24 protein-coding genes are annotated in these 19,390 nt (G+C 70.3%); 14 read left to right on the top strand and 10 right to left on the bottom strand.

Translation table 11 applies throughout. The features are described 5' to 3' along the window. Positions 1 to 9: 9 nt before the first annotated feature. Complete coding sequence (locus tag H9L22_RS09400; RefSeq protein WP_187719705.1) at positions 10 to 459, top strand: methyltransferase family protein; 450 nt, start codon at positions 10 to 12, stop codon at positions 457 to 459. A 13-nt stretch (positions 460 to 472) separates the two neighbouring features. Here H9L22_RS09400 and H9L22_RS09395 read toward each other — a convergent pair whose 3' ends face one another. Next, positions 473 to 1,036, bottom strand: coding sequence for an isochorismatase family protein (locus H9L22_RS09395; RefSeq protein ID WP_187719704.1), 564 nt, complete (start codon positions 1,034 to 1,036; stop codon positions 473 to 475). Positions 1,037 to 1,087: 51 nt separating this feature from the next. On the opposite strand from H9L22_RS09395, the gene H9L22_RS09390 reads away from it, so the two are divergent. Then, positions 1,088 to 1,507 (top strand): NUDIX hydrolase, encoded by a 420-nt coding sequence (locus H9L22_RS09390; protein WP_187719703.1) that lies wholly within the window; start codon positions 1,088 to 1,090, stop codon positions 1,505 to 1,507. On the opposite strand, the gene H9L22_RS09385 is transcribed toward H9L22_RS09390, so the two are convergent. Next, on the bottom strand, positions 1,500 to 2,315 hold the full coding sequence (locus H9L22_RS09385; RefSeq protein ID WP_187719702.1) for an aldose epimerase family protein: 816 nt from the start codon (positions 2,313 to 2,315) through the stop codon (positions 1,500 to 1,502). The two genes, H9L22_RS09390 and H9L22_RS09385, sit on opposite strands and share 8 nt — an antisense overlap. 112 nt (positions 2,316 to 2,427) lie before the next feature. On the opposite strand from H9L22_RS09385, the gene H9L22_RS09380 reads away from it, so the two are divergent. From H9L22_RS09380 to dapC, 9 genes are all read left to right on the top strand, one after another. Then, positions 2,428 to 2,937: a GNAT family N-acetyltransferase gene (locus tag H9L22_RS09380; protein WP_187719701.1), complete on the top strand. Its 510-nt coding sequence runs from the start codon at positions 2,428 to 2,430 to the stop codon at positions 2,935 to 2,937. A 26-nt stretch (positions 2,938 to 2,963) separates the two neighbouring features. Next, complete coding sequence (locus H9L22_RS09375; RefSeq protein ID WP_187719700.1) at positions 2,964 to 3,467, top strand: phosphoribosyltransferase; 504 nt, start codon at positions 2,964 to 2,966, stop codon at positions 3,465 to 3,467. Positions 3,468 to 3,469: 2 nt separating this feature from the next. Next, the gene (locus H9L22_RS09370) at positions 3,470 to 3,706 is read left to right on the top strand and encodes a hypothetical protein (RefSeq protein WP_187719699.1); all 237 of its coding nucleotides are present in this window, start codon (positions 3,470 to 3,472) and stop codon (positions 3,704 to 3,706) included. A gap of 138 nt (positions 3,707 to 3,844) precedes the next feature. Continuing rightward, complete coding sequence (tkt, locus tag H9L22_RS09365) at positions 3,845 to 5,902, top strand: transketolase (RefSeq protein ID WP_187719698.1); 2,058 nt, start codon at positions 3,845 to 3,847, stop codon at positions 5,900 to 5,902. Positions 5,903 to 5,978: 76 nt separating this feature from the next. After that, positions 5,979 to 6,878 (top strand): S49 family peptidase, encoded by a 900-nt coding sequence (locus H9L22_RS09360; RefSeq protein ID WP_187719697.1) that lies wholly within the window; start codon positions 5,979 to 5,981, stop codon positions 6,876 to 6,878. After that, positions 6,875 to 7,648, top strand: coding sequence for a S49 family peptidase (locus tag H9L22_RS09355; protein WP_187719696.1), 774 nt, complete (start codon positions 6,875 to 6,877; stop codon positions 7,646 to 7,648). Before H9L22_RS09360 ends, H9L22_RS09355 begins: the two co-directional genes overlap by 4 nt. A 183-nt stretch (positions 7,649 to 7,831) precedes the next feature. Then, the gene (locus H9L22_RS09350; protein WP_187722491.1) at positions 7,832 to 9,436 is read left to right on the top strand and encodes a VanW family protein; all 1,605 of its coding nucleotides are present in this window, start codon (positions 7,832 to 7,834) and stop codon (positions 9,434 to 9,436) included. A 70-nt stretch (positions 9,437 to 9,506) separates the two neighbouring features. Further along, positions 9,507 to 9,824, top strand: coding sequence for a ferredoxin (gene fdxA / locus H9L22_RS09345; protein WP_187722490.1), 318 nt, complete (start codon positions 9,507 to 9,509; stop codon positions 9,822 to 9,824). Between the two features lie 2 nt (positions 9,825 to 9,826). Continuing rightward, complete coding sequence (gene dapC, locus H9L22_RS09340; RefSeq protein ID WP_187722489.1) at positions 9,827 to 10,912, top strand: succinyldiaminopimelate transaminase; 1,086 nt, start codon at positions 9,827 to 9,829, stop codon at positions 10,910 to 10,912. Here the strand turns inward: dapC and H9L22_RS09335 are convergent, their stop codons facing one another. From H9L22_RS09335 to H9L22_RS09300, 8 genes are all read right to left on the bottom strand, one after another. Next, positions 10,913 to 11,734: a hypothetical protein gene (locus H9L22_RS09335; protein WP_187722488.1), complete on the bottom strand. Its 822-nt coding sequence runs from the start codon at positions 11,732 to 11,734 to the stop codon at positions 10,913 to 10,915. Continuing rightward, a complete protein-coding gene (dapD, locus tag H9L22_RS09330) occupies positions 11,734 to 12,666 on the bottom strand; it encodes a 2,3,4,5-tetrahydropyridine-2,6-dicarboxylate N-succinyltransferase (RefSeq protein ID WP_187722487.1) in 933 nt (310 codons plus the stop codon). The genes H9L22_RS09335 and dapD overlap by 1 nt, the downstream gene beginning before the upstream one ends. Positions 12,667 to 12,690: 24 nt before the next feature. After that, positions 12,691 to 13,182 (bottom strand): WXG100-like domain-containing protein, encoded by a 492-nt coding sequence (locus H9L22_RS09325; protein ID WP_187722486.1) that lies wholly within the window; start codon positions 13,180 to 13,182, stop codon positions 12,691 to 12,693. A 1-nt stretch (position 13,183) separates the two neighbouring features. After that, complete coding sequence (locus H9L22_RS09320; RefSeq protein WP_187722485.1) at positions 13,184 to 13,504, bottom strand: hypothetical protein; 321 nt, start codon at positions 13,502 to 13,504, stop codon at positions 13,184 to 13,186. Between the two features lies 1 nt (position 13,505). Next, positions 13,506 to 13,901 (bottom strand): YbaB/EbfC family nucleoid-associated protein, encoded by a 396-nt coding sequence (locus H9L22_RS09315; RefSeq protein ID WP_187722484.1) that lies wholly within the window; start codon positions 13,899 to 13,901, stop codon positions 13,506 to 13,508. Between the two features lie 8 nt (positions 13,902 to 13,909). Further along, positions 13,910 to 14,350 (bottom strand): YrhA family protein, encoded by a 441-nt coding sequence (locus H9L22_RS09310; RefSeq protein ID WP_187722483.1) that lies wholly within the window; start codon positions 14,348 to 14,350, stop codon positions 13,910 to 13,912. A 3-nt stretch (positions 14,351 to 14,353) separates the two neighbouring features. Next, positions 14,354 to 15,037 (bottom strand): hypothetical protein, encoded by a 684-nt coding sequence (locus H9L22_RS09305; protein ID WP_187722482.1) that lies wholly within the window; start codon positions 15,035 to 15,037, stop codon positions 14,354 to 14,356. Positions 15,038 to 15,139: 102 nt separating this feature from the next. After that, the gene (locus H9L22_RS09300) at positions 15,140 to 16,180 is read right to left on the bottom strand and encodes a hypothetical protein (RefSeq protein ID WP_187722481.1); all 1,041 of its coding nucleotides are present in this window, start codon (positions 16,178 to 16,180) and stop codon (positions 15,140 to 15,142) included. A gap of 76 nt (positions 16,181 to 16,256) precedes the next feature. Between H9L22_RS09300 and H9L22_RS09295 the strand changes: the two genes are divergently transcribed. From H9L22_RS09295 to H9L22_RS09285, 3 genes are read left to right on the top strand one after another with little or no spacing between them, the layout of a single operon-like run. Then, entirely contained in the window at positions 16,257 to 17,573 is a 1,317-nt protein-coding gene (locus H9L22_RS09295; protein WP_187722480.1) for a hypothetical protein, read from the top strand. A 10-nt stretch (positions 17,574 to 17,583) separates the two neighbouring features. Beyond that, positions 17,584 to 18,645 (top strand): succinyl-diaminopimelate desuccinylase, encoded by a 1,062-nt coding sequence (dapE, locus tag H9L22_RS09290; RefSeq protein WP_187722479.1) that lies wholly within the window; start codon positions 17,584 to 17,586, stop codon positions 18,643 to 18,645. 7 nt (positions 18,646 to 18,652) lie between these two features. Continuing rightward, positions 18,653 to 19,390, top strand: coding sequence for an LOG family protein (locus tag H9L22_RS09285; protein WP_187722478.1), 738 nt, complete (start codon positions 18,653 to 18,655; stop codon positions 19,388 to 19,390).

Below are 19,390 nucleotides of genomic sequence, written 5' to 3'. Positions count from 1 at the left end.
GGAGCCACCATGCACATCCCGCCGCCCGTTATCTTCGCCGCCGCGCTCCTCGCCCAACGCAAACTCGCCGGCAGCGCCGACACAGCGCCCCCAGCTGCACGGGTCGCAGGCGCGGTGGTGGGGGCTGTCTCCCTGACGCTGATGGGAGGCACCGTCGCCCAGTTCGCGCTGGCGGAGACGACCGTCGACCCGGCACGCCCGGGCGCCGCCTCGGCGCTCGTCACCACGGGGCCCAACCGTCTCAGCCGCAACCCCATCTACCTCGGCTTCGCCGGACTGCTCGTTGCGCACGCCCTGTGGCGCGGCTCCGCAGCCGCGGCGGTGCCGGTGGTCGGCTTCGTCGCGGGGCTGACACCGCAGATCCGCCGCGAGGAGGAGGCTCTGCTGGACCGGTTCGGACGCGCCTACGCAGCCTATGTGCGGCGTGTGCCGCGCTGGATCCTCCCCATGAAGTCCTGATCCGCAGACGAGGTCAGAACCAGTCGACGCGCGCGGCCGTCAGCTCCTTGGCGACGGCGGACACGGAGTCCCGGTGCACCGCAGCCGTGAGCGAACTCAGCACCCGGGTGGCGAAGCCCTCGCGCGCCGCGTCGAGGGCTGTCGCCCGGACGCAGAAGTCCGTCGCGATGCCACACACGTCGACATCCGTGACGCCATGGTGCGCCAGCCAGTCGACGAGCCGCTCGCCGTCGGCCAGCCCGCCGATGGTGCCCTCGAAACCCGAGTAGGCGGCCTCGTAGCTGCCCTTGTCGAAGACGGCGTCGAAGGGAACATCGCGCAGCGCCGGGTGAAGCTCCTGGCCAGGCGTGCCCACCACGCAGTGGGGCGGCCAGCTGTCGACGAAGTCGGGTTCCTCGGAGAAGTGGGAGCCGGGATCGATGTGGTGGTCCCTCGTCGCCACGACGGCGTCGTACCCGTGCGGGTCGGCCAGCAGCGCCGCGATGTCGGCCGCGACGCGATTGCCTCCCTCGACGCCGAGCGCACCGCCCTCACAGAAGTCCACTTGCACATCCACCACGACGAGCGCCCTGCCCATGGTCACCTCCCAGGTTCCGGTCTCCCCAGCCTAGCCAGTAGCGTCTCAGGCATGCCCCGTCTCATCCATGTCACCGCCGTCGTCCTCCTCGACCGGGAGGGCCGGGTGCTGTTGGTGCGCAAACGGGGCACGTCGATGTGGATGAACCCGGGCGGCAAGCCCCACCCCGGTGAGTCGCCCGCCGAAGCCGGTGCCAGGGAGGTCCGGGAAGAGTTGGGCCTGCGCCTGGATCCTGCGAGGCTCGAGTACCTCGGCGAACTGCGTGCGGCAGCCGCCAACGAGGCTGACCACGTCGTCGTGGCCGAGACGTTCCGGTGGCCGGAGGTCGTGGCCGGCGACGCGGTGGCCCCGGCCGCTGAGATCGAGGCACTGCGCTGGGTGGGGCCGGCGGAGTTCGACGGTGTCGACGTGGCCCCGCTCTTCACCGAGCGGATCGCGCCGCTGCTGGGTGGGGAGTGGAAGCTCAGCTGACCTGCAGCAGCGTCCGCAACGTGTGCTCGCCGCCCGCCGGGATGGTCACCGCGTTGCCCTGCACGTTGCCGTACTCGATGCACACGAAGTCGCGCCATTCGTCACCCGGAACCATGCCCGAGCCTGGACCCGGATTCCAGATGATCAGCGAGGACGCGGCGTCGCCCGCGAGGCCGAGACGCGCTCCGTCATCGGTCAGCGTCGTCTCCGGAGCGCCACAGTAGACGCGGTCCACGTAACGATCGACGGTGAGCGCGGAGTCTTCCGAGCCCGCGTGATCGGCCGCGAAATCACGGAAAGCAACGCCGTTCAGCCCGGACACGGTCGCTGGGAGGCCGGTGCGCAGGTAGGGGTGGAACGCCTCATCCACGACGACCTCGGTGGTGGGGCTGTCGATGCGGAGCGACAGCACGAGCGCGGTCGCCGATGCCTCGATGCGCAGTGAGTAGCCGAGATCGGGCGGATAGTGCTGCGCCCCTGGGAGGTGGGAGGTGGCCGCCGCGTCGGTCCGCCACTCCAGCATGCAGCCGTCGACCCGGGACTCCTCGCCCACCAGCCTCCAGCTGACGCGACTCACCAACCCGTGCGGGTGCGGCACGGACCAGTCACCCCGGCCCCGCCCGAACCACGGGGCACAGACGGGGATGCCGCCGTGCCACATCTCTCCGAGGACCGGGGAGGCGTCCGACGCAGTGAACAGCCTCTCGACACCGTCGGGACACCAAGACACGACCGTCGCGCCGAAGGGCGAGACCGCGATCGAGCCCCAGTCACCCGTGCGGGTGATGACGTCGGCTCGGCTGCTCATGGGGACACGGTAGGGCAGTCGTGGCATACGGCTCCACCAACGCGGACCCGGGCTGAGCATTCGGGTTTCGGGCGCCCCCTGGCGAGAGCGCCCCGACGCCTAGCATGGGGCCATGCCGACGATCCGCCCAGCCCACCGCGACGACCTTCCCGCCATCACCGAGATCTACAACGAGGCTGGTGTCGGCACCACCGCGTCGTACGCGATCGAGCCGGTGACGCTGGCCGACCGGGTGGCCTGGTTCGAACGCCTGAACGCCGCCGACTTCCCCATCCTCGTTCTGGCCGAAGGTGATCAGATCCTCGGCTTCGCCAGCTACGGCACATTCCGGGCCCTGGCCGGCTACAACCACACGGTGGAGCACAGCGTCTACATCCGCCCCGGGCATCGGGCGGCCGGCGGAGGCCGGATGCTCGTCAACGCGCTGATCGACTACGCCCGGGGCAGGGGCATCCACGCCATGGTCGGCGTCATCGACGCGGACAACGAGGCCTCGATCGCGTTCCACGAGCGGCTAGGCTTCCAGGTCTCCGGACGACTGCCCGAGGTGGGTCGGAAGTTCGGACGGTGGCTCAGCATCGTGTTCGTTACCCTCGTCTTCGAGGGGCCGCACCTGGACTGAGGCCCGCGGCTGGCTACCATAGCGAAATGGCTTACCACGCGGACTCGAACGACCTGGCCTCGCGAGAGGTGCTCACCTGGGAAGGGCTCGGCGGGGCGTCGCGCGATCTGGCCCGCGATGTCGTCGCCTCGGGCTTCCACCCGGACGTTGTCATCGCGGTGGCCCGCGGCGGACTGGTGCTGGCGGGGGCGATGACCTACGCGTTGGGGGTCAAGCTCTGCGACGCTATCAACGTCGAGTTCTACACCGACGTCAACCAGACGCTGCCCGATCCGATCCTGCTGGCCCCGATGCTCGACACCGAGTCGGTGCAGGGGCAGCGGATCCTTGTCGTCGACGATGTGGCCGATTCAGGCCGCACCCTGGGGCTCGTGCTGAAGCTACTGCGGGGGTTCGGCGCCGATGTCCGGTCCGCCGTCCTCTACGCCAAGCCCCGCACGATCGTCCAGCCCGACTTCGTCTGGAAGTCCACCGAGGAATGGATCGTTTTCCCCTGGTCCGCCGAGCCCCCGCTCACGAAGGAGGGCTGAGGATGCCCGAGACCCGAACCTTCGACGATTCCGGCTCTGACGGCCTGCAGCGGGAGGTCCGCGAGGCGCTGGGGGAGACCGTTCGCCCCGTCGACACCTGGGCGGCCCGCTCGGCCGCACACGAGGCGGAGGACGCGGGCGCGGACGGGGAATCGGCCGCCGAACCGGCCGCCGAACCGGCTGCCAGCCCCTCCGCCGACCTCGGGGCCTCACAGTTCCTGTACTACACGGAGTCCTGACACCTCAGGCCTCATGGCTGTGACCGGTCACCCTGTTCGCCGTGAGCATCTGCTCTTCTGAGGATCCCGACGGTGGGCCGGCGGGGCCGTCACGGTAGGCTGAGCGAAGCTCACTGGACAAAGTAGTTAGGACTCACCGTGACATTTGAGTGGACCGACAAGGACGCTCGCGCCGTCGACACCGCCCGCATCCTCGCCGCCGACGCGGTGGAGAAGGTGGGCAACGGCCACCCCGGAACGCCCATCTCGCTGGCGCCGGTGGCGTACCTGCTCTACCAGAAGGTCATGAACACCGACCCGGCCGACGACAAGTGGATCGGCCGCGACCGGTTCGTGCTGTCGGCCGGCCACGCCTCGCTGACGCAGTACACGCAGCTGTACCTCGCCGGCCTCGGCCTCGAACTCGACGACCTCAAGGCGCTGCGCACCTGGGGTGCGAAGACGCCGGGTCACCCCGAGTACGGCCACACCGCGTTCGTCGAGACGACGACCGGCCCTCTGGGCGCCGGCATCTCGAACGCCGTCGGCATGGCCATGGCCGCCCGCCGCGAGCGTGGCCTCTTCGACCCCGAGGCGCCGCAGGGCGAGTCGCCCTTCGACCACTTCGTGTACACCATCGCCGGCGACGGCTGCCTGCAGGAGGGTGTCGCTTCCGAGGCGTCCTCGCTGGCCGCCACCCAGAACCTGGGCAACCTCGTCCTCATCTACGACGACAACCGCATCACCATCGAGGGCGAGACCGACATCTCGTTCACCGAGGACGTCAGCGCCCGCTACGCGGCGTACGGCTGGCACGTGCAGCACGTCGACTGGACCAACGGCGGCACCGAGTACCGCGAGGACATCGAGGCCCTCTATGAGGCCATCGAGGCGGCCAAGGCCGTCACCGACAAGCCCAGCTTCATCAAGCTGACCACCGTCATCGGCTGGCCGCTGCCCACCAAGCAGGGCAACCACTCGGTGCACGGCTCCAAGATCGGCGGCGACGAGATCGCGGCACTCAAGGACGCCCTCGGCTTCGCGCAGGAGCCGTTCGCCGTCGACGAGGCCGCCGTCGCGCACGCCCGGGCCAACGCCGCCGAGCGTGGCCGGGCGGCCCGCGCAGCCTGGGACGAGAAGTTCGCCACCTGGCAGACCGGCAACGAGGACGGCGTCGCGCTGCTGCAGCGTGTGCAGGCCCGCAAGCTGCCCGCCGACTTGGCGCTGCCCGTCTTCGAGGAGGGCAAGAAGGCGACCCGCGCCGCATCCGGCGAGGTCCTCTCCGCACTGGCCCCCCAGCTCCCCGAACTGTGGGGCGGCTCGGCCGACCTGGCCGGCTCGAACAACACGACGATGAAGGGTGAGCCCAGCTTCCTCCCCGCCGAGCGCGTCACCAAGGACTGGGCGGGCAACCCGTACGGCCGCACGCTGCACTTCGGCATCCGCGAGCACGCCATGGGCGGCATCATCAACGGCATCAACCTGTCGGGACTGACGCGCGCGTACGGTGGCACCTTCCTGGTGTTCGCCGACTACATGCGCCCGGCCGTTCGCCTGGCCGCCCTGATGCAGACGCCGTCGGTGTTCGTGTGGACGCACGACTCGGTCGGCGTCGGCGAAGACGGCCCGACGCACCAGCCGATCGAGCACCTGGCGTCGCTTCGCGCGATCCCCGGGCTCGACGTGGTCCGCCCTGCCGACGCGAACGAGACGTCCGTGGCGTGGGGCGAGATCCTGCGCCGCACCGACCGTCCCGCCGGCCTGATCCTGTCCCGCCAGGACCTCCGCACCGTCGCCCGTGGCGAGAAGTACGCCTCGGCCGACGGCCTCGCCCAGGGCGGCTACGTCCTCAGCGAGGCCACCGGTGACCTGCAGGTGATCCTGATCGCCAGCGGCTCCGAGGTCGAGGTCGCGCTTGACGCGCAGGAACTGCTCGAGGCCGACGGCGTCGGCGCGCGCGTCGTCTCGATGCCCTGCCAGGAGTGGTTCGACGAGCAGACCGCCGAGTACCGCGAGTCGGTGCTGCCCGCTGCCGTGACGGCCCGCGTCTCGGTCGAGGCCGGCATCTCCATGGGCTGGGCCAAGTACGTCGGTGCCGCCGGCGCCTCGGTCAGCATCGAGCACTTCGGCGCCTCGGCGTCGGGTGCCAAGTGCTTTGAGGAGTTCGGCATCACCGCGGCCAACGTGGCTGACGTGGCGCGGTCCGTCCTGGCCTGACGCATCCGACCCTGATGAGGGGCCCTTCCCGCTGGGAGGGCCCCTCGTTCTTGTTCCGGCTCCGTATGCTGGGGCAATGGCGCTGAAGGATCTGCTGACCACCCTGACCGGCAATACGCCCGTCGTCCTCGAACTCGACCTCGCCAGGGGCGTCCTGACGGCGCGGCCCAGCAGCCCGCTGCAGGCCGTGCAGCTCATCAACAGCCCCACGCTCGAGGCTGTCCGCGTCCACCTCGCAGCCGCAGCGACCGACGACCGGGTCCTCGGGCTGATCGTCCATGCGACCCCGACGGGCATGTCCATCGCCCACGCCGAGGAGATCGCCGACCTCATCGAGAAGTTCGGCCGGTCGAAGCCGACCATGGCGTGGGCCGAGAGCTACGGCGAGCTCGCCCACGGCATCGTCGGCTACCACATCGCGGCCGCCGCCCGGCAGGTGTGGGTGCAGCCCACCGGCATGCTGGCCATCGACGGGCTGGAGCTGGGGATCCTGCTGCTGCGGGGGCTCCTGGAGAAGGCCGGCGTCGAGCCGCAGTTCGGGCAGCGCCACGAGTACAAGACCGCCGCCGACCAGTACCAGGCCGATCATGTCACCGACGCCAACCGGGAGATGATGACCCGCCTGGGCGCCTCGTTCCTCGACACGATCGTCACGTCCGTCGCCCGACGGCGCGGCATCGCCGTCGAGCAGGTCCGAGACGGCGTCAACGGGGCCCCCGTCGAGCCGGCCCGCGCCCTCGAGCTGGGCCTCATCGACCACGTCGGCTACCGCGACGAGGCCTACGCGGCCGTCCTGCGGGAGTGGAACGCGGCGCCGGAGAACCTGCTGTACGTCCACCGCTACACGAACCGTGCCGCTATCGCCAGGAACCTGCGCCCCGGCCGCGACAAGGTGGCCGTCGTCACGCTGCGCGGCGCCATCGTCACCGGCCGCGGGCCAGGTCGCTGGGCGGCCAGTCGGCCGGGTCCGACGTGATCGACGAGCAGCTGCGCACCGCTCTGCGCGACGACAACGTGAAGGCGGTCGTATTCTCCGTCGACTCGCCCGGTGGCTCCGCGGTCGCCAGCGACTTCATCCGCCGCGGCGTCGTCAGGCTGAAGGAGGCGGGCAAGCCGGTCGTCGCGCAGATGGGCAGCTACGCCGCCTCCGGCGGGTACTACGTGTCGATGGCGGCCAACGAGATCGTCGCCCACGCGACGACGCTGACCGGCTCGATCGGTGTCCTCGCGGGCAAGATGGTCACGGCCGGGCTGTACGACAAGCTCGGCCTGATCCGCGAGTCGCTGACCTTCGGCGAAGCCGCAGGCACCTTCTCCGCGGCCCAACCCTTCACGGAGGCGGACTGGGAGCGGCTGAACCGCTGGCTCGACCGCATCTATCTCGACTTCACCACCCTTGCCGCCGGCGACCGTGGGCTCGACTACGAGGATCTGGAGAGCAAGGCACGCGGCCGGGTGTGGACCGGCGCGGACGCCGTCGAGCGCGGCCTCGTCGACCACATCGGCGGCCTCGGCCTGGCGATCGAGCGGGCCTGCGACCTCGCTGGGCTGGACCGCGACCGCATCTCCCTCTCCCACGTGGGCAGCCAGGGCATGCTGTCGACGATCCTTCCCGCCAACTCCAGCGAGCGGGCCACGGGTGGTGCGGAGCTGCCGACGACGGATGCCCTGCTGACGTCGATGGCCGCCCGCGTCGGCCTCGTCGGCACGGGCGCCCTGTCCATGCCGCTCGTCCGGGTCGGCTGAACTGACGCGTCGTCTTTGGCGCTGGCACGGGGTTTCGTACCATGGGGGACTGGGTCGGCCTACCGGGCCGCGGAGGGATAGTGCGTTGAAGAAGTCCAGCAAGATCGCCATCGGCGTGATCTCGGGTGTCGTCGTCCTCGTCGGGGTGCCTACGTCGCCGGATACTTCCTGGCGGGCAACCAGGTGCCGGTCAAGGCCAGCGCCAATGGCGTCGCCATCGGCGGCCTGTCCCCGGAGAAGGCGAAGGAGAAGCTGGAGCAGGAGCTCGGGCCCGCCTTCACCGCCCCCATCACGCTGACCGCCGACGACGTGAGCGTGCAGCTCGTCCCGGCGGAGGTCGGCCTGAAGCCCGACTTCGAGGCGACGGTCCGCGCGGCGGGCGGCGGCTTCAGCTGGAACCCCGCCGAGATGCTCCACACGCTGACCGGAGGCTCCGAGGTGGAGCTCGTCACGCTCCTCAACCCGACGGAGCTGACCGCCGCGATCGAGGCCGTCGCGCCGGAGTTCGCGGAAGGCGGCATCGACGCCACCGTGGCCCTCGACGGCACGAAGGTCGTGGTCACCCCGGCCACCGATGGCCGTGGACTCGATGTCCCCCTCACGGTGCAGGCCGTCTCCTCCGCCTATGCCGACGGTGAGCAGACGGTCCAGGCCGTGGTCGAGACCCACGAGCCGGCTGTCACGGACGCCGACGCGGCCAGGTTCGTCAGCTCCTTCGCTGATCCGCTGGTCAGCGGCCCCATCACGCTGACGCTCGCCCAGGGCACCCTCGAGGTGACCGCCGAGCAGCTGGCGGCCGCCACCACCATCGACACCACCGAGGCGGGGGATCTGACCGGCACCATCGACGCCGCGAAGCTCCTGGAATCCACCGCCGAGGCGCAGAAGGCGCTCGAGCTGACCGAAGCGACCGACGCGTCGTTCACCTTCGCCGACGGCGGCGTGCAGGTGGTCCCCGCCAAGGTCGGCCAGACCATCGACCCCGAATCGTTCGGCGCCGCCGCGAAGCTCGCGGCCATGGCGACCGGGGCCGGGCGCACGGCGCCGGTCGACGTCATCGTCCAGGAGCCGGAGTTCACGACGGCCGAGGCGGAGGCGCTCGGCACGTTCGAGGTCATCGGCGAGTTCACCACGTACTACCCGCACGCGACCTACCGCAACACCAACCTCGGGCGCGCCGCGTCGCTCGTCAACGGCACGGTCCTCATGCCCGACGAGATCTTCTCCCTCAACGACACGTTGGGCCAGCGCACCGCCGCCAACGGGTTCATCGACGGGTATGTGATCAGCGGGGGCAGGCTCGTCAAGGAGTCCGGCGGTGGCATCTCGCAGTCCGCCACCACGCTGTTCAACGCCGCCTTCTTCGCCGGCTACAAGGACATCGAGCACAAGCCGCACAGTCTCTACTTCGACCGGTACCCTGCGGGCCGCGAGGCGACCATCTACTACGGCTCGCTCGACCTGCGCTTCCAGAACGACACCGAGTACCCCTCGTACATCCGCGGCTACATCAACCCTTCGTCGTCGGGGCAGCGTGGGAGCATCACGTTCCAGATCTGGTCGATCCCCACCTGGGACAAGGTGACGTCGACCGAACTGGTGAAGTCAGGCTTCTACTCCGGTGGAGAGCGGGTGGTGAAGGGCGACCCGAAGTGCGAGCCACAGGCCCCCATCCGGGGCTTCACCGTCAACTGGGAGCGCCTGTTCTACAAGGACGGGGCGATCGCCAAGCGTGAGCCCTTCAGCTGGAAGTACAGCGCGGGCGACCGGATCACCTGCGAGCCCTGAGCACCGACAAAGGTTTCCGCGGACAGCGGTAAGCTGAGAGCTGCCCTGCCGCGACGAAGGAGATATCGAAGTGACGTACATCATCGGTCTGCCGTGTGTTGACGTGAAGGACCGCGCCTGCGTCGAGGAGTGCCCCGTCGACTGCATCTACGAGGGCAACCGCATGCTCTACATCCACCCGGAGGAGTGCGTCGACTGCGGCGCCTGTGAGCCCGTCTGCCCGGTCGAGGCCATCTACTACGAGGACGACGTCCCCGAGGATCAGGCCCAGTACTACGACGTCAACGTCCAGTTCTTCGACGAGATCGGTTCCCCGGGCGGCGCTGCCAAGCTCGGCGTGATCGATGCCGACCACCCGGTGGTCGCGGCGCTGCCTCCTCAGGCCTGAGGATGTCACTCGGCGCGCGCCTGCCCGACTTCCCCTGGGACACGCTCAGCGCGGCGCGCACCCGTGCCGCTGCGCACCGGGACGGGATCGTCGACCTCTCGGTCGGAACCCCCGTCGATCCGACCCCGCGGCTCGCGATCAATGCCCTGGCCGCGGCTGGTGACGCGCCCGGATACCCGACGGTGTGGGGAGCGCCCGAGACGCGGGCCGCGATCCGCGCCTACCTCGAGCGTCGCTGGGCCTCCCTGCCGCTGACCGACGAGTGCGTCCTGCCGGTGATCGGCACCAAGGAGATCGTCGGCTGGCTGCCCACCCTGCTGGGTGTCGGGGCCGGCGCGGCGGTCGTCTTCCCCGAGGCCGCCTACCCCACGTACGAGGTGGGGGCGCTGACGGCGGGTGCGCGTCCTGTGCCGCTCGACGATCCGGCCGCTGTGCCCGCAGACACCCGCATCATCTGGATCAACTCGCCGGGCAACCCGACGGGCCGGATCCTCAGCCTGGACGAGACCCGCGCCTGGGTGCAGGCGGCGCGACGCGTCGGCGCCGTCCTGGCCAGCGACGAGTGCTACGGCGAGTTCGCGTGGGAGGCGGAGCCTGTCTCGGTGCTCGACCCGCGCGTCAACGACGGCGACCTCGCCGGCCTGCTCGCCGTCCATTCACTGTCCAAGCGCTCGAACGCCGCGGGCTACCGGGCCGGCTTCGTCGCCGGCGACCCCGCCGTGGTGCAGGAGCTGGTGGCGGTCCGCAAGCATCTCGGCATGATCGTGCCGGCACCCATCCAGGGTGCCATGATCGCGCTGCTGGCGGACCAGGCCCATGTCGAGGAGCAGCGCTCCCGCTACCTGGCCCGCCGTGCCGTGCTGCGCCCCGCGCTGGAGGCCGCCGGCTTCCGGATCGACCACTCCGAGGGATCCCTGTACCTGTGGGCGACCCGCGGGGAGGACTGCCGGGCGACCGTCGACTGGCTCGCCGACCGGGGGATCCTCGTGGCGCCGGGCGACTTCTACGGGGCGCCGGAGCATGTCCGCGTCGCCCTGACAGGGACAGACGAGCGGATCGCCGCGGCCGCTGCCCGGCTCGCGGCGTAGTCAGCCCAGCGTCGCGCGCACCTCGGCGTCGCCGACAGGTTCCCTGGCCTCCGCCCAGCCCTTCGAGCCTGCCCGCCACTGCCGGTCGGCCACCGTCACCTCGGTGACCCCCGCCCCGTACGTGTTGGCCACCAGGTGCTGAGCGACGGCCCAGGCCGTGGGGGCGTCGACGGTGCTGACGGAGAGCGTGGTGCCCTCCCATGCCGGTGTCGCCGCGTCGCCGAAGGAGGCCAACAGCCGGGTCAGCTCCTCGGGGGCGGCGGGGGGACGGTCGAACGTCAGGCACGCCAGCGCGGCCTCGCGGGACCCGCGCAGCGCACCGGCGAGCGCCCGCGCATTCGTCTCGTGCTTGCGGTACGCCTCGGGGTGGCCGCTGCGCTGCACCTTCTGGGCGATGTCGTTGACGTCGATCGTGTCCCAGTTGTCGAACTTCACGAGCTCCTCGTAGAAGCGGTTCGCGGAGTACCAGGGGTCGAGGATCTCCTCGGGCGTGCCCCAGCCGTAGGAGGGCCGCTGCTGGAACAGCCCCAGCGAGTCCCGGTCGCCGTAGTCGAGGTTGCGTAGCCCCGACTCCTGCCACGCGGTGGCGAGCGCGATGACGGCCGCCTGTTCCGGCAGCCCCCGCTCCAGCGAAGCCCCGACGATGGTCGACGCGTTGCGCGCCTGGGGCGCCGTCAGCGTGATGTAGCCGTCGTCTGTCTGCACCGTGCACACCTCGGGGGTGACCCGTTGGTAAACGTACTGGTAGGCGAACCAGCCGCCGACCCCGAGGCCGCAGAGGAGCACCGCGACGACGATGGCCACGACGAGCGATCGCCGCATCAGTTGCTGTGCAGTTCGGAGTTGAGCTCGACCTTCGTACCGCGACGGTTCTTCACGACCACGGCACCCGACTGCGAGTCACGCAGGAACAGCAGGTCGTTCTGGCCGCTGAGCTCGCGGGCCTTGACGACGTCGCCGCCCGGCAGCTGCACCTTGGTGCCCGCCGTCACGTAGAGGCCGGCCTCGACGACGCAGTCGTCGCCCAGCGAGATCCCGACGCCCGAGTTGGCGCCGAGCAGGCAGCGCTCCCCGAGCGAGATGACCTGCTGACCGCCTCCGGAGAGGGTGCCCATGATGGAGGCGCCGCCGCCGACGTCGGTGCCGTCGGCCACGACGACGCCGGCGGAGATCCGGCCTTCCACCATGGAGGTGCCGAGGGTTCCCGCGTTGAAGTTCACGAAGCCCTCGTGCATGACGGTGGTGCCCTCCGCCAGGTGGGCGCCGAGCCGGACACGGTCCGCGTCGGCGATGCGCACGCCGGAAGGAGTGATGTAGTCGACCATGCGGGGGAACTTGTCGATGCCGTAGACGGTGAGCTGCTCGCCACGGGCGCGGAGCAGCGTCCGGACCCGGGCGACGTCGCCGACCCGCACCGGACCGGCGGTGGTCCAGGCGTTGTTGGGGAGCACGCCGAAGATGCCGGCGAGGTTCAGTCCGTGGGGCGTGACGAGGCGGGCGCTCAGCAGGTGGAGACGCAGGTACGCGTCCTCGACGCCGGCCGGGGCCTCGTCCAGGTCGATCTCGACGCGTACCGTGCGGGTCTGCACCTGGCGGATCTCGTCGACGTACTGCGCCTCGGTCAGCATCGACGGGGCCTCGTCGGTCACTGCCCCGCCGAGCTGCGGCTCGGGGAACCAGGCGTCCAGGACGGAACCGTTGGTGTGGACGGTGGCAAGGCCCCAGGCCCAGGCGGTGCGCTTCTCGTTGCTCATGCGGCCAAGTCTAGAGGGGGCGGGTCAGCCCAGTACCTTCTTGGCCGCCATCTCGATCGCCAGCTTGACTGCCGTCTTGCAGATCGCCTGCGCGGGAGGGATCCAGCCGAGCGAGGCACCGTACGTCGCAGGGATGGCGGCGATCGCCGCCCAGAACTTGGCGCAGAACACCGAGAGATCGATGATCGAGATGATCTTGAGCACCAGGATCGCGGCGCCGATCACCAGGAGACAGGTGCCGGTGATCTTCGCGGCCTTCGACAGGTTCGTCGACACGTCCTTGGGGGAGCTCTGCCCCTCGAAGTTGGAGCTGAAGGCCTCGACTGCGGCACCCTGGTTGTTCTGCCTGACGTGGTTGGCGGCCGTGTCGACGGTCTCGACCAGCTTGGTGACCGCGTCGGAGAACCGCTGCCACTTCTGCGCCCACTGCAGGATCTCGGTCTCCTGTCCTTCCGGGAAGGTGAAGCCGATCATGTTGACGAACATGGTCAGTGCGCCCGGGAGCGTGATGCTCATCTCAGTAGTCCTTCCCGACGAGCGAGGACAGCGCCGTGGCCGCCTCCGAGGTGTTCTGGTACAGCTCTCCGACCTGCCGCAGCGTCTCGGACTGGTCGATCAGGCCGTCGACCAGCGAATGGACGATCTCCCTGAACGCTTCGATGAACACCCGGTACAGCTGGTTGACGATCTGCCCGATGGTGTCGTTCTCGCCCAGGATCTTGAAGTCGGTCACCGAGTCGATCAACTGGTCGATCTGGTCCTTGATGAACTGGGTGCCCTCCTCGATGATGGTGCCGGCCTTACGGTACGACTCGGGGGAGAAGACGATGTCGCTCATGTCAGCCCTCCCTCGCGGCGGTGGACTCCATCATGCGCGTCATGGTGTCGAGATAGTCGGCCAGCGACCGGGTGGCCTCGCGGGCCACCTCTCCCAGCTGGGAGGAGAGCTCCGCGGGGTCGGGGGCCTGCTCCTGCATGGTGGTCATCAGCGCCTGCGCGTGGGCATCGAGGGCGGCGTTCATGGCGAGGCGCAGGTCGTCGGCGAACTCCACGCTCGACCTCCGCATCGCCCGGGGATCGATCGTGATGTCCGTGACCTGGCCGCCCGAGACGGTCACGCGCACCAGCTTGTCCTCGGAGGTTCCTTCGGCTGAGACCACGGGCACCTCGACGGCGGGCAGGGGCTGCTCCAGTTCCGCCGTCAGGTTCGTCAACAGCTGCTCGAGTTCGTTCATCGGGATCCTTACTGGGTGGTGGCGAGCGCGGCGTCGAAGAGTTCCGCGAAGGAGGAGAAGCGGAAGACCGTCACGAGGCCGTACCGCGAGACGGCCTTCCACGACGCTTCGGCCGAGTCGTAGGCGAAGAGCGCGTCGCCGGTCTCGCCGACGAAGCGGAGCGGGGTGTCGAGGGAGTCAGAGCCGTGCAGGAGGCGCTCGTTGGAGTCGAGCAGACCAGGCAGGAAGGCGCCGTCCTCGTACACATCCGTCGTGCCGTAGAACGAGACGCCGTCGAAGTCGAAGCCGTCGGTGGTGGCCAGCAACTGTCGGTAGTCGTCCGGCAGCGGGATCCCGAACTGCCGTGCGAAGGCGCCCGAGATGCGGGAGATATCGGCGGGCGCAGCCCCGCCGCGTTGGGGGAAGCCCTGTGCCTCGGCGAGGTCGACCCAGTCGGTGATGGCGCGCATGCGTCAGCCCGCCATCGCGGCGCCGAGGCCGAGGACGACGGTGATCTGCCTGCCACCGATGGGGAACGAGATGACGGTGGTATCCCCGATCTGCAGGGAGAAGATCTCCCGGTTGACGTGATGGCAGTTGTGCTGGCCCTGTTCGCTCACCGGGGTCAGCCGGTACTGCGGGGCACCGTCCCCGGAGGCGGGGACCCGTTCCAGCTGGTAGCCGCTGGGCACGCGGCCAGCGCCAGCCTGGGCGACCTGACGGTCGCTGAGGCCGGCCTCACGTAGGGTGGCCGGATCGGCGCCGCGGAGCGCCTCGCCTCGCTGATCGCGTTCGGCGGGGGCACACATCGCGGCCAGCCGGCGGTCCAGGCCCGCCGGGTCGTAGACGGCGCTGTCAGCGGTCGTGACCGTGGTCCCGCTCGTCCCGCGGTGCGCCCCGTAGTCGTCGCCCTGGATGGCGGTCACGGGGGCCTGGTGCGTCTGCTCCCGTGGTCCGCTGGAGCCGGTGTGGTCGCCGTAGGTCTCCCGGGAGCGGTCCCGATCGGGGCGGCCCGTCACCGTCGACGGCGTCGAGGACAGTGCCGGCTGCTGGGCAGATCCGCGCCGCGAAACCGACTTCTTGACCCATTTGACAAGGAACTTCGCCACGAGCTTCGCGAAGATGCCCGTGCCGCTGGTCTGGCTGCTGGTGCTCACGTCGCGATACTAGGCAGCGCAAGGGCTCAACTCGGGGCCTTGCGGCGCGATTGGGTACACGTACCTACACGTCCACCCATCGAAAGGCTCAGGGCTCTGGTCTCAGGGGTCCGGTACCTCATTGGCCGCAGCGGTCACCGTCCGGATGAACAGCACCAGCCACACGAAGACCGTGCCGACGGCGCCCGCCTCAAAGGCGGTGATGTTCAGATAGCCGATGCCGAGGTGCAGCCACACGACGGCGGCCATGAGCCCCACCACGATGAGCGTCACCGCCACGAAGCCCCCAGGGAGGCGACGGAACAGGATGGGCACCCCGACGAGCAGCAGCACGAACACGCCGATCGCCCCGTACGTCACCATGTTGTGCCAGAACATCGACAGGTTCACCGGGATGACCCCCACCAGCCCGAGCAGCAGCCCCAGCGCGATGAGGGCCAGCCGGACGGCCCGCACCTTCCACGTCGGCTCGCCATGGTGATCGGCCCACCGCTCCAGGTCCTGCGTGAGGAAGTCGGCCAGCGCCACCAGGACCAGCCCCGTCAGGATCAGGGTGAAGTTGAACAGCACCCCCGAACGGTCCGCGGCCGCGCCGAGCGCCGAGAAGTGCTGCATCCACCACTGCGGATCGGAGGAGCTCAGAGCACTGCCAAGCGCACCCACGACGAGGAAGGACGCGACGAGAACGGACAGCGACTCGGTCGTCATCGACGCGGCGCTCGAGGCCGAGACGTACGCGCAGATGGCGCACACGAGGCCGATGGTGAAGGCTCCCGCGTAGCGGTCCAGCTCCAGCGTCCGGAAGGCCCCGGCGAAGACGGCGTACGCGGCGGTCGCCGCGAAGAAGGCGAACAGCCCGTGGACGATCGCGAGCCCCGCGATGTCGACGCCCCTGCGGAACCGCGACAGGCGTGCGAGCCAGGGATGCTGCTGCCTGCCCGTCAGCATGCCGATCAGGAAGCCGAGGCCGCCGCCGAACAGCGCGACGAACGCGCCCAGTTCACCGACCGAACCCTGCCCGAAGATGGCGGAATGCGGCCGGAGCAGGACCAGGCCGAAGACAGCACCCACCAGGAAGCCGAGACCGCCGAGCAGGAGGGCGCTGTTCTCCTGCCGTGAGGTGCGGGTGAGGGACGAGGGCATGCGGCAAGTCTGACGCAACGACCGGTGGCACGGGCGCGCGGTCCGGATCCCGCAGACGAGTGGCTAGGCTTCCCGCATGACTGCCACGAGTATCGATCCGACGGCCCTCGACATCATCTGGGGAACGCTTGCCCGCCCCGTCGACGGCGATGCGACCTCGGCCGTGCTCGCGTCCTGGCTGCGGGGACGGCGCGTCCTGGCCGCCGTCCGCCACGTCGCCGACGACGAACTGACCTTCGCGGTGGCCGTCGATGAAGCCGACCGTATCCAGACCGTCGCGGCCGACGGCCGTCTCACGGCCGGCCTGACCGTTCCCCAGCTGCGCGACGCGCTCTGGGCGGCCCGTCTGGCCGAGCATGTCTGGCTCTCGTCCGGGGACGAGGACGACGAGGACTCCGACGACGAGGACCCCTCCGAGATGCTGGATCTGCACGACCTCGCCGGGGACGAGGAGGAGGCGTTCGCTGACGAGCCAGGCGACGATGACGGGTTCGAGTTCGAGGACGAGGGGCGCTGGGTCACCTGGCGGTTCTCGTCCCAGGGCGGAGGCTGGGCCCACCTCGTGGCGGCCCTGAGTCAGGAGCCCATCACGTCGGCCGTGTGGGGCGGTTGGTCGGCCATCGGCGGCGTCGAGCCCCGCTTCGAGCTGGTCGAGCCAGGCCGCGCGGACCTCCCGGTCATCACGCTCTCGCTCCCGGAGGAGCCGGGGGCCCCCGGGTGGATCGAGGTCCGCTCCGCGCTCGACACCGAAGGCTTCGGTGCCTTCCTCCAGCCCGAGCCGACGGCGAGGCTGACGTTCGCGGACGGCGAGGTGGCGGGCGATGCGGCCACGCTGCGCGGCCTCCTCGGCAACGGAGAACTGCATCCGGACTCGGCGCTGAACCGGGTGCTCGCCGACCCGACGCTGGCGGTCGACGCCGAGGCTCTGACCGCGGCGCTCGAGCCGTCGGACAACGTGACGGCAGCGACGATGGTGCGAGCCGTCGAGGCACTCGGAGTGCCCACGCAGTTGGCACGTCTCGCCCTGGGCCCCGACGCCGCGGGGACGGCGTCGACCACCACGCTGCCAGGGGGCTGGGGTGCCGCGTTCCTCGGGCTCGCGGACGCCGGCCTGGCGGGGCTGAGCCCCCGCAGCCGCGACCTGTCGGCGGCCGCCCGGGCGGGGATCTGGGTCCGGGAGCGGCCCGCTGCCGGAGCCGCGCTGGCCGGGGCCGAGGTTGTCCTCGGCGCCGGCTGGATGCGCGACGGTCTGCGACGCCGCGGCCTCGGTCGGGCGCTCGCCCTCGGAGGCGGGCTTCTGCTGCTGACCGACGGCGTCGCGGAGGCGCTGCTCGTGGCGCGGCGCGTCCTCCGTGCCCGGCGGGACGGCCGCGGAGGCGGCGACGGCCGCTAGGCTTCCCAGCATGACCAATCCACTCGCGGCGCTGTTGCAGCAGATCATGGATGTCGAGTCGGTCTCGGGCAACGAGCGGGCGCTCGCCGACCTGGTGGAGGCGAGGCTCGCCCCACTCGGCCACCTGCGTCTGCACCGCGACGGCGACTGCGTCGTGGCCCGCACGGAGCTCGGTCGCGCCGAGCGGGTGGTGATCGCGGGCCATCTCGACACCGTCCCGCTGCTCGACAACCTGCCGTCCCGCTACGTCGTCGATCCCGCCGGGGACTACGTGTGGGGCCGGGGCGCCTGCGACATGAAGGGCGGCGTCGCCGTCATGCTCGCCCTCGCCGCCGAGCTGACGGAGCCGAACCGTGACATCACCTGGATCCTGTACGACCACGAGGAGGTCGAGGCGGCGCGCAACGGGCTGGGGCGCCTCGCCCGCCATCGACCCGACCTCATCGAGGCCGACTTCGCGGTGCTGATGGAGCCCACCTCGGCCAGGATCGAGGGCGGCTGCCAGGGCACGATCCGCGTCGAACTGCACACGGAAGGGGTCGCCGCCCACAGCGCGCGGGCCTGGATGGGGCACAACGCGATCCACGACCTCGCACCCGCTCTGGCGACCCTGGCCGACTACGCCTCGGAGGAGATCGAGGTCGACCGGCTCGTCTACCGCGAGGGCCTCAACGCCGTGGGCGTCACGGGCGGGGTGGCGACGAACATGATCCCGCCCGCCGCGGTGCTGACGGTCAACTACCGCTACGCCCCGGACAAGACCCCCGAGGAGGCGCTGGCCAGGCTCGGGGTCTGGTTCCCGGGGTACCGCCTCGAGGTCACCGACGTGTCGCCCGCCGCGCGGCCCGGTCTCGACCTGCCCCTGGCCCAGGAGTTCGTCGCCGCCATCGGCGAGCAGGCCAGCCCCAAGTACGGCTGGACCGACGTGGCCCGCTTCAGTGCGCTGGGGGTGCCCGCCGTCAACTACGGCCCCGGCGACCCGTCGTACGCCCACCGCGCCGACGAGTTCTGTCCCGTCGCCGATCTGGACCGCTGCGCCGACGGCCTGCGCCGTTGGCTGACCTCACACTAGGAGAACGATGATCGAACCGAAGCGTCGCCAGGGTGCCGTCATCCTGGGAGGGCGCGAGCACGCGCAACCCACAGCCGACCAGGCGCTGCTGCAGCGCCCCACCAAGCGGGACTGGAGCCAGGAGGACCCGTGGCGGGTCCTGCGGATCCAGTCGGAGTTCGTCGAGGGATTCGACGCGCTCAACAACCTGCCGCCCGCCATCTCCATCTTCGGATCGGCCCGCACCCGGACGGACGACCCGCTCTACGCGCAGGCCGAGGACATCGCCGGCCGGCTCGTGCGGGCCGGGTTCGCCGTCATCACCGGCGGCGGCCCCGGCGTCATGGAGGCGGGCAACAGGGGAGCGCATCTCGCGGACGGGACATCCGTCGGCCTCGGCATCGAGCTGCCCCACGAGCAGGGCATGAACGACTTCATCGACATCGGGGTCAACTTCCGCTACTTCTTCGCCCGCAAGATGATGTTCCTCAAGTACAGCCAGGGGTTCATCACCATGCCCGGCGGCTTCGGCACCCTGGACGAGCTGTTCGAGGCCCTCACCCTCATCCAGACGGGCAAGGTCACGCACTTCCCGGTCGTGCTCTTCGGTAGCCGCTACTGGTCCCCGCTGGTGGCCTGGATCCGCGACACCCTCGAAGAGGGCCGCTTCATCTCGCCCGGCGACTCGGACCTGTTCGTGGTGACCGACGATCCCGAGGAGGCCGTGGCCGCCATGGGGGAGCCGCGGCAGGTCTGGACCGACTGA

The sequence above is a fragment of the Tessaracoccus defluvii genome (genome assembly GCF_014489575.1).
Lineage (GTDB): Bacteria > Actinomycetota > Actinomycetes > Propionibacteriales > Propionibacteriaceae > Arachnia > Arachnia defluvii.
This window is presented reverse-complemented; position numbering and strand designations above follow the sequence as displayed.